The sequence below is a fragment of the Lonepinella sp. MS14435 genome, from assembly GCF_042485795.1.
Lineage (GTDB): Bacteria > Pseudomonadota > Gammaproteobacteria > Enterobacterales > Pasteurellaceae > Lonepinella.
The window spans coordinates 1,273,827-1,287,550 of record NZ_CP169368.1 but is presented as its reverse complement, the minus strand read 5'-3'; the positions used below and the strand labels follow the sequence as shown (position 1 = coordinate 1,287,550).

Genomic DNA, 13,724 nt, shown 5'->3' with positions numbered 1-13,724 from the left:
ATTTAATTTTAATTAAGGGTAATCTAATGAAATTCAAGTTTAGCTTAATTTACACCGCACTTTTCGCAGGTGTTTCTTTTGGTGTTCATGCTGAAACTAATCAGCAAAGTCCAGAGCAACTAGATGAAATCCAAGTCAATTCTGGTGAATTAAAACAAATTGGCTATCATGCTATGGGGACATCGTCAGTATCAAAAGTTGATGTGCCAATTATTGATACGCCAACCACCGTTAATGTTGTCACTTCACAATTAATTGCAGATCGCAAACCAAACGATTTAATTGATGCCCTTTCTAGTGTAAGTGGTGTGAGCCAAGCAAATACCCTCGGGGGGATTTTTGATGCGGTGCAAAAACGTGGTTTCGGTGGAAACCGTGATAATTCTATTATGCGTAACGGATCGCAAGCAGGTCCATCGCATAACTTCGGTGCAACCACAGAAACCGTTGAAGTATTAAAAGGTCCAGCGTCCGTGCTATATGGTATCCAAGACCCAGGCGGTGTTATTAATGTTGTCACCAAAAAACCGCAGCAAGAACAAAAAACTGTTATCGGCGGAACTGTCGGTAATAACAATATGTGGGGAACCCAATTCGATAGTACTGGCGGTTTAGGCAATGGTTTTGCTTATCGCTTTATTTATGATAAACAAGACAAAGATTATTGGCGTAATTTTGGTGAGGTAAAGAGTACGACTTACGCACCATCAATTTCTTATGAAAATGATAACACCAAAGTTTTAGTCGCTTATGAACATTTAGACTATACCCAACCTTTTGATCGTGGCACACAAATCGTAAATGGGGCTGTAGTAAATATTCCTGCCGAACGCCGTTTAGATGAGCCGAATAATCAAACCATAGGTAAAACCGATAATATTCAAGTGAAACTTGAACAAAAACTAAATGACCATTGGAAATTAAATGCGACCTATGGTTATGCTCGTGATAAATATAGTTATCGTCAAACTCGAGTAGTTGCAGTAAATACCAGTTACACCGACACATTAAGATATAGTGCAGCAAGAACTTTACAACCAAGAACCGCATTACGCCGTTTAGAAAAACAAGCCGCAGATCAACGTATCCACTCTGGCTCATTAAACTTAGTCGGTGAATTTAATATTGGTGATGTTGCTAACCGTTTCATTATTGGTGCTGATGCAAGCCGTAATTATCGCACAACGGGTCCTGTATTTAATAGCGGTGGTTGGAGCTTTATTAATATTGATAACCCAACTTACTCCAATCCTGATGTAACCGAAACTGTTGCCGCCAATAACTGGCAAATCAATAACATTAAAACACTAGGGGTTTATGTACAAGATACCGCTTACTTAACTGATAGCCTAATCGTTACAGGTGGTTTACGTTATGAATATTTCGACCAAGTAGCTGGTCGCCACAGTATTGGTGCGACATTAGTACCAAATACAGATCAACATGACGGTAAAATGCTCTATCAATTTGGTACAGTATATAAATTTAACCCGAGTTTAGCAGTTTATGCGAATTATGCGGAATCTTTCCGTCCACAATTTGCGATTGCAAACGCTGTTGATCCTAACTTACCCGCAGAACAAGGTAAATCTATTGAGATCGGTACAAAATATGAAAGTTCAAATATCAATGCAACTCTTGCTCTATTCAATATCAACAAGAAAAATGTAGCAGAAACCGATGCTAACAATAATCTTTATATTGCAGGCAAACAACGCTCTCGCGGTCTTGAGTTCGATATTAACGGTTATATTACTGACAAATTAAGTGCGTCATTCACTTATACTTATACTAAAGTTGAAAATCGCCAAAATAATAACTATCCAGATGCTGTAGGAAAACAACTTATTGGTGTACCAAAACATCAAGGGGCTTTATTCTTAAATTATGATTTAGGTAACTTCTTAGGTGGTGATTGGCGTATTGGCGGTGGTGCTCGTTACTTAGGTTCTTGGTATGCTTATAACTCAAGCTATACCACATCATACAAAATTCCAGATGCGACTATTTATGATGCTTTCTTAGCTTATGAAACCAAAGTAGCAAGCAAAAAAATATCATTACAATTAAATGGCAAGAACTTATCGGATAAAGTGTACTATCAATCTACCGCAGGTAACGTTGATACATTCATTACACCTATTTCTTTAGGTTATGGTCGTGAATACTTATTAAATGCCAAAATTGAGTTTTAATCACCTGTAATAGAATTAGATGTAAAATATAAATGTAGAAGATCAGACTTGATCTTCTACACTTAAACACGAATAAATCTTATTAAATCTATTGCAATAGATTATCGTTTAATTTATACTCAGCACTCTTTTTAAACAGTCTAATTTTTAGACTATTTTTATATTTATTTTTGATTAAGGGTAATCTAATGAAATTCAAGTTTAGCTTAATTTACACCGCACTTTTTGCTGGTGTTTCTTTGGGTGCTTATGCTGAAACAAGTCAGCAAACAACCGAACAGCTTGATGCGATTGAAGTTTCTGACAGTCTTCATGAACCAGCAAGCTATCGCTCTTATTCTGTTGCTAGTGACGGTAAATTACAAGACAGCGTAAACTTAGGTTTATTAGGTCGTGCCACTAACTTCACCGCCCCTGTGACGGTAGTAAAATATGATGCCAAAGTGATTGATGATACACAAGCACGTACTTTAGTGGATGTGGTTGCTAAAAAAGATGCCTCAACTTGGCAATTTGGTGGTGAAACCAATACCTTAACAGGTTTATATTTCCGTGGTTATCAATTAGATGCCCGTCAATTTAGCGTAAACGGCTTGGCTGGAATGTATGGTACACAAGGCACATCAAGCGTGTATGCGGATTCTGTACAATTAATTAAAGGCGGAAATACCGCACTTTCAGGCATGGATCCTGAGGGGGCAACAGCAGGTGCAGTCAATATTGAAACCAAACGTGCTAGTGATCAAGGCAACCGTAAAGTGGGTGTAGGCTATTTTAGCGACAATCGTTTACAAGGTACCTTTGACTTAGGTCAACGTTTTGGCGAAAGCAAACAATTCGGTGTACGTGTGAATGGTAAAATGCGTGAGGGCGATACCCCTCGCACAGGCTACTGGGAAGACAATAAAGAATTTTCTTTAAATGCGGATTATAGTGGCGATAAACTTTATGTGTCTTTCGATAGTTTCTATGCGAAACGTAAAACCGAGGGCGGTCGTGCGCGTATTCAAGATATTCAAAATACTAAAGCCCGTTTATTTGATGCCTTAGATGGTGAAAATAATCTTCAACCAAGTTGGCAAGCACAAGATACCCGTAGTCAAACTAATATGCTGACCTTTGACTACTACACTGACTATAACTTCCAAATTTCGGGCGGAATCGGTTATAACGATGCTCGTTATTATGGTAACTTTGCTTCTGCTACCCCATCTACAGATGGTCAATCTTACAATGCGGGACGTTCTCGTATGACCGATCAACGTTTCCAAACTTTAAGCAGTAACTTAGCCGCTCGTGGTGAATTCTCAACAGGTTCAGTAAGCCACAACTGGAGTACCTCATTCGATCACATTGATCGTCGTCGTCAAACCTATCGTGGTACATCTCAAGCACCAAACCAAAACTTAACCATTTATCCTTATGGAAATGCAGCAGGACAAACTTTAGCCCAACAATTAGCCAACATTCCGCAAGGCAATGTATTTAGTAATGGTTTTGAAGCTAATCCAAACTTAGATGCAACGATCCGTGCAAATAGCCTTGCCCTATCAGATACACTTGGTTTTGCGGAAGATAAATTCCGTGTCACTTTAGGTGGTCGTTTCCAATGGGCATCTTATAAAGATAATATCAAACAAGCGAAAGGTGATGCACATCGCTTTAGCCCAATGTTTATGGTGTCTTACTTACCTAACCCTGACCTCGTGTTCTACGGTAACTATATGGAAGATTTAGAACCTGCGGACATTAAAACCGATGACAGTGGTAATACAACAATGTCAAAACCACGTGTTAGCCGTCAATTAGAATTAGGCGTGCGTAAAAACTGGGGAGATGTAGTGACTTCATTTAACGTATTCCAAGTTCGCCGTGAGGGGTACTGGCGTGGTAATGCCACAAGAGGTACTGACTTTAATACATCAGGTGCATCGGCTGGGGATTCTCAAGGTATTGAACGCAACCGTGGTATTGAGTTTAATATCTACGCTAATTTGTTAGATAAAACTGTGCGTCCAAGTTTAGGTATTATGTACTTACAATCTAAAGTGAAAGATTATCCAAACTATGCAGATAATTTAGTCAATGGTTATCAAGTGGCGAATCCACGTTGGGTAGGTAAAGCAGGGATTGAATGGGATACGCCATTTATCCAAGGTTTAACTTTAAGCACCAATATACAACACTTTGGCAAATCTTACCAAGATACGCAAAAAACTTACGCTTTCCCATCATACACCTTAGTAGATGCTGGAGCGAAGTACCATACCAAATTGGGTAACGGTCACGCTATCACTGTGAGAGCTCAAGTCGAAAACTTATTCAACAAAGCCTATTGGCAAGTACAACGTGGTCAATACGACCGTAGCTTCGCCGTGTTAGGTATGCCAAGAACGTATTGGACAACGGTTGAATATTCATTCTAATTTACATTTTGACTTATTCACAAGGGGCGGATAAACTGCCCCTTTTGTTGTATGATAATGAATTAAATCATATTTGAAAATATCTTATGAACTGGCAAACAGAATTAAATAACAGTTTTAGTTGGCTTCTCACCACTCTCTTTTGGTTAAATTTAGGATTATTTTGCACCGCACTTTTATTGCGGAAAACCGCCTTTGGAAAAAAATTCTGGTTGATCACAAAGCCTTGCATACAAAATAGCAACCAGTTCAAAATGATGAGTTTGATACTGTTGCTCCTCATTTTTATCCTATTAGAAGTTCGTATTAGCGTACTCAACTCTTTCTTTTACAACGGATTATATAGCTCATTACAAGACAAAAAAGCCGATGCTTTTTGGTTTTTTGCCTTGTTAAATGCCATGCTGGTAGGTTTTAAAATTATCCATTCCATTTTGAATTATCTCGTCCGTCAAGTATTTGAAATTCGTTGGCTGGAAAAAATGAACGAAGAAATGCTCCACCGCTGGTTACAATATAAAAACTACTATCGAATTAAATATGAAAAAGATTTACCCGATAATATCGACCAACGTATTGAACAAGATGCTCGCGAATTTATTACAGGAACAGTAGAACTGTTAGATGGCATGATCGGATCAATCGTAGCGATTATTGAGTTTACCGTCATTTTGTGGGGACTATCTGGCTTACTTCCCTTATTTGGCATTGAAATTCCCAAAGGAACCGTATTTTTTATTTATACTTTTATTATCCTCGCCACGGCAATGTCCGTATGGATTGGTTATCCGTTAATCAAATTAAATTATGCCAAAGAAAAATACGCTGGGGATTATCGTTATTCCTTAATTCGGGTACGCGATAATGCAGAAAGTATCGCATTCTATGACGGCGAAACACAGGAATATTCCCATTTAAAAGCCAAATTTAATCAAATTATTCAAAACCGTTGGACGATAGTTCGCCGTATGTTGGGTTTAGATGGCTTTAATACGGGTGTCACTCAATTTGCCATGATTTTACCTTTAATGCTACAAGCCCCTCGCTTTTTTGCAGGGCTTGCCACCTTAGGCGATATGCACCAAACCGTGCAAGCCTTTAACCGTTTAATGCGTGCATTGTCATTTTTCCGTTTGTTTTATGAACAATTCACCCTGTATCAAGCACGCTTAAACCGTTTGTATGATTTTATGTTTACCTTAGATCAGCTTGATAAACAACAGATTATTCAACCAATAGAATGTGGTTTAGGCATTAAATTAAAAGATTTCGGTTTAAAAGATCAGCACGGCGAAGTCTTGTTACAACAAGTCAATTTAGAGCTTAATGCTGGTGATGCACTGTTAATTCAAGGACCATCTGGAGCGGGCAAAACTACTTTATTGAAAGCCATTGCAGGGATCTATCCCTTTGAAACTTTTGGTTATTGCGAACGCCCTTGTAATGCCAATGTACTGTTTTTACCGCAACGCCCTTATATGCCACAAGGCACATTGCGTCAGGCGATTTGTTATCCTAATATAGATCCTCACCATGCTGATTTAGAGCTATATATGGAAAAATGCCGTCTAAGCAATTATATTCACGCATTGGATCAAGAAAACGACTGGCAAGCTACCCTTTCCCCAGGGGAATTACAACGGGTGGCATTTATTCGTATTTTCCTAACTAAGCCGAACATTGTGTTTTTAGATGAAACCACCTCCGCCCTTGATGAGCCGACCGAATATATTCTGTACCGCAAAATTCGTGAAAAACTACCGAATATGATTGTGTTAAGTATTGGACATCGTGGTACACTACACCAATTTCATAATAAGGTGTTTGATTTGGGGATATGTCGAATTGATGATATTCTGCAATAGCCCCCTCAGTCCTGCGGACAGCTCCCCCCGCAAGCAGGGGGAGCGAAAATTTCTCATATATCCTTCCCCTTACTTGCAGGGAGAAATACCAGATGGACGAAGAGACAAAGAGTTGTCATTCTCTTGAAATGACAAAAAAGAAGCGATTTCCTTCCCCCTGCTTGCGGGGGGAAGTGCCCGAAGGGCGAAGGGGGCAACCCCACCAATTTATTTAAAACAGGAAGCTCTTATGACAGAACAAACCTTTATCCTAGGCAAAGATGCTGCCCTTGAAGACAGTATCGCAAAATTTCAACAAAAATTAACCGCACTTGGTTTCAATATTGAAGAAGCCTCTTGGCTTAATCCTGTGCCGAATGTGTGGTCGGTGCATATTCGGGATCGTGATTGTCCACAATGTTTTTCTAACGGCAAAGGTGCGAGTAAAAAAGCCGCATTGGCATCAGCGTTAGGCGAATATTTTGAACGTCTTTCCACTAACTATTTCTTTGCGGATTATTATTTAGGACAAGATATTGCCAACGGCGAGTTCGTTCACTACCCAACTGAAAAATGGTTTGAAATTGATGATGAGGATTTGTTGCCAGAAGGCATTTTAGATGATTATTTGCTCGGTTATTACGATCCTGAGGGAGAATTAACCCCTGAATTATTAGTGGATCTGCAATCAGGTAATTATGATCGTGGTATCGTAGCGATGCCTTATATTCGTCAATCGGATCAACAAACTGTGTATATTCCGCAAAGCATTATTGCCAATCTGTATGTATCCAACGGTATGTCGGCAGGTAACACTAAGAATGAAGCTCGTGTACAAGGCTTATCGGAAGTCTTTGAACGTTATGTGAAAAATCGCATTATTGCAGAAGCCATTAGTTTGCCAAAAATCCCAGCGGAAGTGATTGCTCAATATCCGACTATTCAAGCCTCTATTGAAAAATTAGAACAGGAAGGTTTTCCGATTTTAGCCTACGATGCTTCATTAGGGGGAAAATACCCTGTCATTTGTGTGATTCTGCTTAATCCTAACAATGGTACTTGTTTTGCTTCCTTTGGGGCTCACCCAAATTTCCAAGTGGCATTTGAGCGGACGGTGACGGAATTGTTGCAAGGGCGTAGCTTAAAAGATTTAGACGTGTTTACTCCCCCGTCTTTTAATAATGATGATGTAGCAGAACATGCCAATTTAGAAACCCACTTTATTGATTCGAGCGGTTTAATTTCGTGGGATTTATTTAAACAACAAGCGGATTATCCGTTTGTGCATTGGGATTTTTCGGGCAACACGGAACAAGAATATCATAATCTAATGTCTATCTTTAATGCGGACGGCAAAGAAGTTTATATTATGGATTACAATCATTTAGATGTGTATGCTTGCCGTATTATCGTGCCGTCAATGTCGGATATTTACCCTGTGGACGATTTAATATACGCTAATAATAATATGGGTATGGACTGGCGTGAAATCCTGTTAGATTTACCGCACTTCCACCACGATGCAGATACTTATCAAGAATTATTGGACGAATTAGACGAGCAAGGCATTGATGATGCTACCCGTGTGCGTGAATTTATCGGTATTGTGCCACCACCCAAATCAGGTTGGACGACCTTACGTGTGGGTGAATTAAAATCAATGCTTTATCTCGCTTTAGGTGATTTGGAATTGGCATTAGACTGGGCGAATTGGGCATACAATATGAACTGCTCCGTGTTCACACCAGAACGTGCCAACTACTATCGTTGCTTAATCAGTAGTATAGAGTTATTCCTTGATGAAGATCGTGAACCTGAACAATATCGGGAAGTGTTTGAGAAAATGTACGGTAAAAGTACGGTGGATTTTGCGTGGAAAGCGGTAAATGGTGGTAATCCGTTCTATGATTTATTGGCAGATGATGAGCATTTACAAAAATTTGCAGCACATCAAAAATTACTTGCTGCTTATGCTAAATTACAAAAAGCTAAAAAAGAAAATTGGAAGTAAATAGGAGAAAAAATGGCATTTAGTTCCTTATTTACCTTACTCGATGATATTGCATCGGTATTAGATGATGTAGCGTTAATGACCAAAGTCGCAGCCAAGAAAACGGTTGGAGTGATCAGCGATGATCTAACCTTAAACGCTAACCAAGTAAGCGGAAAAGACATTGCGGCGAGTCGAGAATTGCCGATCGTGTGGTCGGTGGCAAAAGGATCACTATGGAATAAATTTATTCTGATTCCCATAGCCTTATTATTTGCTATATATTTACCCTCATTTATTAATATTCTGTTAATGATCGGCGGTGCTTATTTATGCTTTGAAGGCATGGAAAAATTAGTCCATAAATTTTTGCATAAAAATCATGATGATTTAGACCGCACTTTAGAAACTAGTAATAGCAACAATAGTAACGAAACAGATAGAATCAGAGGTGCAATTAAAACGGATTTTATTCTCTCCGCAGAAATAATCATTATTGCCTTAGGTTCAATTCAAGAAGCTGAATTATTACCTAAAATATTGACATTATTAGCAGTAGGTATTGGCATTACGGTTTTTGTATATGGATTAGTTGCTTTCATCGTAAAATTAGATGATATTGGTTTGTGGTTAATCCAGAAAGAAAACACCGTAGCACAGCAAATTGGTAAGTTTTTACTGTTTTTTATGCCTTGGTTTATGAAATCCTTATCAGTGATTGGAGTGATCGCCATGTTTTTAGTGGGCGGTGGGATTTTTGTGCATTATTTACCCGTATTACACCACTTTATTGAAAGCCTACAAATTAATAGTTATTTTTCTTTTTTAGTTGATTTATTCATTGGGATTCTAATCGGTGCTATTAGTTGTGCAATTTTATTACCTTTAATTGCGTTATTTAGTAAAAATTCCGTTCAAAGCGAGTAAATTAACTTAAATAAAAAACCCTTTGACTTATTCTCAAAGGGCTTTTTTATTCACAACATCTAATTACAAAGCAGAAACATTTAGACTTGAACCGCCAACAATGCGAACACGAGTACCTGCTTTAGTTAACTTCTCATCGTATTTTTGCACAACAACGATTTCGTTACCATCATCTTTCTTAATAGTAATTTCTAAAGAGTCAACCTGAGTTGCTTTTTCTTCGACCTTGCTACCGATTACAGCACCAGCAACCGCACCAACCGCACTTGCTAACACTTGACCTCTACCGCCACCAATAGTAGAACCAGCAACACCGCCAAGCACACCACCACCTACTGTACCAAGCACACCTTGATTATCTGCTTGAATTTTAACAGAACGAGCAGAAACGATAGTACCATAGCTAATTGAACGTGCTTCTTTTGATTGATTTCCTGAATACACATCACCACTATAGATATCTGTATTAGCACAACCCGTCACGCCGACAGCGGTAAGAATTGCTAATGCTAATGTAATTTTTTTCATGTTAATTAACCTTTATTTATAGAACAATACCAACTCTTGATACCCAAGAACGTGATTCAGAGCGAGAAATATTATCTACTCTATCTTCATATACTCGGATGCAAGAACCAGTCACTATATCTGAATCATATTGTACTACTTCTGTAACTGTTTCGGCTACCTCTTGATGCTTATTACCTTCACAGTTATCCTTTCTTACAGTTAATTTTAAGTCATCACCTGCATATTGACTAGATAAGATAGTTCCTTTGTAAGAATTATCATCAAATTTGCTTGAACAAGCAGATAATCCCAGTACAAATATAGCTAATGCTAAAGTAAATTTTTTCATTCACCAAACCTCAATAATATTCTTAATGTTATAGGGATGAACCTTGATGCACACGGAATTCTCACTTTTATCAGCAAAACTTACGGCGATTGATGGATTTGGTAATCGTTCACCATCAACTTTTGGTACACTCACTTTAACACTAAGCGTTGTTAATTTGTTCCATAAAAATTTTTTTTCAAGACGGCTTAACCATTGTGAAACACTTTCATCTTCCTCAAATGGTATAACAATCTCAATATGTTCCCACGATTCCAATGGATAACATTTATTTTTAGGAAACGGTAATTCGACAATATCCACTGATTTCCCTAATAATATTAACGGTTCATTTAATTGTATTAAATAAATTCTCCTGTCGTTAACAATATTGTCGCTTAGAATTGTACCGAACTTCATTAATAACGCCAACCAATTTTTAACATTTTTATCACTATTTACTCGTACTGCCAGATGATCAATTTCATATTTCATTAAATCTATCCCCATCACTTGAGCTAGCTGACTAATTTTTTGTTGAAAATGCTCAAATTCAGCCAATGTGGTCAGATCAGAGTAGGAAAATAAAGCAGAAGACATAGTTAGCACCTCTAAATAAGAGTAAAACATAAACAATTTGCCATAATATAACAATTATGGCTAAGATAATATACAAATTTACCTTATAATACTTGAACTTACTAAAAGACAGATGTAAGGTATATCGTCTTAAAATTTTACTATTTTTTATTATTGGAGAATATTATGAAAATTATTTTACTAGGTGCACCAGGTGCAGGGAAAGGAACACAAGCTCAATTTATTATGAATAAATTCGGTATTCCACAAATTTCGACTGGCGATATGTTACGAGCAGCCATTAAAGCTGGTACAGATTTAGGTAAACAAGCTAAAACCTTAATGGACGCTGGTCAATTAGTACCAGATGATTTAATTATTGCTTTAGTAAAAAATCGTGTTGCACAAAAAGACTGTGAAAAAGGTTTCCTATTAGACGGTTTCCCTCGCACTATTCCACAAGCCGATGCGTTAAAATCGGTCGGTATTAGTATTGATTATGTTTTAGAATTTGATGTGCCAGATGAGGTGATCGTTGAACGGATGAGTGGTCGCCGTGTTCACCAAGCCTCAGGTCGAACTTATCACGTGGTTTATAACCCGCCAAAAGTAGAGGGAAAAGATGACATTACGGGTGAAGATTTAATTATCCGTGCAGATGATAAACCAGAAACGGTATTAGACCGTTTAAAGGTCTATCACAACACTACTAAACCATTAGTGGATTACTACCAAGCAGAAGCAAAATCTAGCGATACTAAATACTTCCGTTTAGACGGTACTAAAAAAGTAGAAGAAGTGAGTGCGGAATTAGATAAAATCTTATCTTAATCGACAATATAAAAAGAGTGCAGATCAATCAATTTTGCACTCTTTTTTATGCTAATAATGGCTCTTGATTATTATTTTTATTCAAACCATGGGATATAGTTAACAAGGAATATATTATGTTCAAACGCTTATCAGGTCCAATCTATCCTCTTTTTATCTTTTTTATTGTCAATTTAATACTGTTATCTATCAGCCGATTAGGGCTTTCCTTATGGCAAAGTGAACGTATTGGCGAGTTTAGTAACTGGGTTCAACTTTTCTTAAATGGTATTCGAATTGACATCTCTGCTCTATGTTGGTTATTTTCACCATTAATCATCTTAAGCATATTCTTTACGGGTAAAAATAAATTTGGGCAATTCATCCAAAGTGTGATAAAAATTGGCTTAGTCATAGAAAGTACATTCCTGCTCTTTATGGAATTTGCAACCCCTGCTTTTATCAATACTTATGATCTTCGTCCTAATCGTTTATTTGTAGAATACTTGGTCAACCCCAAAGAAGTGTTCACCATGTTATGGAATGGACACTTAGCGGCATTAATTTCTGCCCCAATTTTAACCGCACTTTGTGCTTTTTTATTCTGGAAACTAGCAAATAACGCCTTTAAAAATATCATTTATCCTAAATGGCACAATCAATTAATCACTCGACCACTCGTCTTTTTATTAATTGGTGGTATCACCTTTTTAGGTGCAAGATCTAGTTTAGAACACCGCGGCATTAATCCTGCGATGGTAGCTTTCTCACCCGATCCTTTAGTTAATTCGTTGGTATTAAGCTCTGGCTATTCTCTACTCTTTGCAATTCAACAAATGAAAGATGAAGGCAATGCAGCGGAAATTTACGGAAAAATGCCGTTAGATGAAGTGATTAGTACCTTAAAAGCCGTGCGTAATCGTCCTGAATCTGACTATATTTCAACAGAATTACCAACCCTAAGTCAAAATCAAGCCAGTTATCAAGGTAAACCAAAAAACTTGGTGATTATCTTGGAAGAAAGTTTAGGGGCACAATTTATCGGTACGTTAGGCGGAAAACCACTTTCACCGAAAATTGATGAACTCGCCAAACAAGGTTGGTTATTTGAAAATCTGTATGCCACGGGTACACGTTCAGTGCGTGGAATTGAAGCCGTCACCGCAGGATTTACGCCAACCCCAGCTCGTTCTGTAGTGAAATTACCAGGTAGTCAGCAAGGCTTTTTCACTATCGCTGAATTATTAAGTAAACAAGGCTATCACACATCCTTTATTTACGGCGGTGAAAAACATTTTGATAATATGGCGAGCTTTTTCTATGGCAACGGTTTCCAGCAAATTATTGATGAAAAAGATTATGTTAATCCACATTTTACCGCTACTTGGGGCGTAAGTGATGAAGATTTGTTTAATAAAGCCAACGACACCTTTAATCAATTACATCAACAAGGCAAACCATTCTTTAGCTTAGTGTTTACCTCAAGCAATCACGATCCTTTTGAATTTCCAGTGGGTAAAATTGACTTGTATGAACAACCACAAGCCACCAGAAATAATGCTGCCAAATATGCAGATTTTGCCACAGGGTTGTTCTTTGATTTAGCCAAACAATCCGATTATTGGAATGATACGATTTTCTTAATCATTGCTGATCACGATTCTCGTGTAGGCGGAGCGGCGTTAGTGCCAGTGCAACATTTCCATATTCCAGCGTTAATTTTAGGTAAGGATATTGAAGCAAGACGTGATCCTCGCTTAGTCAGCCAAATTGATATGCCGACTACACTTTTATCACTAATTGGTATCAGTGCTAATTATCCGATGCTAGGCTACGATCTCACTCGTCCAGAAGATCCCAATCGTGCTTTAATGCAATACGACAAAACCTTTGGTTATATGCGAATGCAAAATAATCAGTTAGAAACTGTGATTTTACAACAAGGCAAACCAGCAGAAAGTTATGTTTATTCACCAGACAGCAAAACATTAACTGCTATTGAGGGTAATGATGAAATGAAAAAACAAGCGTTAGCCTATTCCCTGTGGGGAAGCTATGCTTATAAACAACGTTTGTATCAACTTGGAGATAGTAAGAAGTAAAAATATATGAGAT

General features: G+C 37.8%; 10 protein-coding genes. 7 read left to right on the top strand and 3 right to left on the bottom strand.

Features of this window, described 5'->3' with window-relative positions; all coding sequences use genetic code 11:
• The first annotated feature begins 26 nt into the window (after positions 1-26).
• From O1Q80_RS06070 to O1Q80_RS06050, 5 genes are all read left to right on the top strand, one after another.
• Positions 27-2,195, top strand: coding sequence for a TonB-dependent siderophore receptor (locus O1Q80_RS06070; protein WP_386693708.1), 2,169 nt, complete (start codon positions 27-29; stop codon positions 2,193-2,195).
• 188 nt (positions 2,196-2,383) lie between these two features.
• A complete protein-coding gene (locus O1Q80_RS06065) occupies positions 2,384-4,621 on the top strand; it encodes a TonB-dependent receptor (protein WP_386693706.1) in 2,238 nt (745 codons plus the stop codon).
• An 86-nt stretch (positions 4,622-4,707) separates the two neighbouring features.
• A complete protein-coding gene (locus O1Q80_RS06060) occupies positions 4,708-6,486 on the top strand; it encodes an ABC transporter ATP-binding protein/permease (RefSeq protein WP_386693704.1) in 1,779 nt (592 codons plus the stop codon).
• Positions 6,487-6,715: 229 nt separating this feature from the next.
• Positions 6,716-8,476, top strand: coding sequence for a 30S ribosomal protein S12 methylthiotransferase accessory factor YcaO (gene ycaO, locus O1Q80_RS06055; protein WP_386693702.1), 1,761 nt, complete (start codon positions 6,716-6,718; stop codon positions 8,474-8,476).
• Between the two features lie 12 nt (positions 8,477-8,488).
• On the top strand, positions 8,489-9,382 hold the full coding sequence (locus O1Q80_RS06050; RefSeq protein ID WP_386685842.1) for a DUF808 domain-containing protein: 894 nt from the start codon (positions 8,489-8,491) through the stop codon (positions 9,380-9,382).
• 63 nt (positions 9,383-9,445) lie between these two features.
• On the opposite strand, the gene O1Q80_RS06045 is transcribed toward O1Q80_RS06050, so the two are convergent.
• Genes O1Q80_RS06045 through O1Q80_RS06035 form a run of 3 tightly spaced genes read right to left on the bottom strand, consistent with a single transcriptional unit; the run spans position 9,446 to position 10,820 of the window.
• The gene (locus tag O1Q80_RS06045; protein WP_386685840.1) at positions 9,446-9,910 is read right to left on the bottom strand and encodes a glycine zipper 2TM domain-containing protein; all 465 of its coding nucleotides are present in this window, start codon (positions 9,908-9,910) and stop codon (positions 9,446-9,448) included.
• Positions 9,911-9,926: 16 nt separating this feature from the next.
• The gene (locus tag O1Q80_RS06040) at positions 9,927-10,241 is read right to left on the bottom strand and encodes a hypothetical protein (RefSeq protein ID WP_386685838.1); all 315 of its coding nucleotides are present in this window, start codon (positions 10,239-10,241) and stop codon (positions 9,927-9,929) included.
• Complete coding sequence (locus O1Q80_RS06035) at positions 10,242-10,820, bottom strand: VOC family protein (protein ID WP_386696157.1); 579 nt, start codon at positions 10,818-10,820, stop codon at positions 10,242-10,244.
• A gap of 165 nt (positions 10,821-10,985) precedes the next feature.
• Here O1Q80_RS06035 and adk point away from each other — a divergent pair, with 165 nt between their 5' ends.
• Together adk and O1Q80_RS06025 are read left to right on the top strand one after the other, a co-directional pair.
• Positions 10,986-11,630 (top strand): adenylate kinase, encoded by a 645-nt coding sequence (gene adk / locus O1Q80_RS06030; protein ID WP_386685836.1) that lies wholly within the window; start codon positions 10,986-10,988, stop codon positions 11,628-11,630.
• 116 nt (positions 11,631-11,746) lie between these two features.
• The gene (locus tag O1Q80_RS06025) at positions 11,747-13,711 is read left to right on the top strand and encodes an LTA synthase family protein (protein ID WP_386693700.1); all 1,965 of its coding nucleotides are present in this window, start codon (positions 11,747-11,749) and stop codon (positions 13,709-13,711) included.
• Positions 13,712-13,724: the final 13 nt, after the last annotated feature.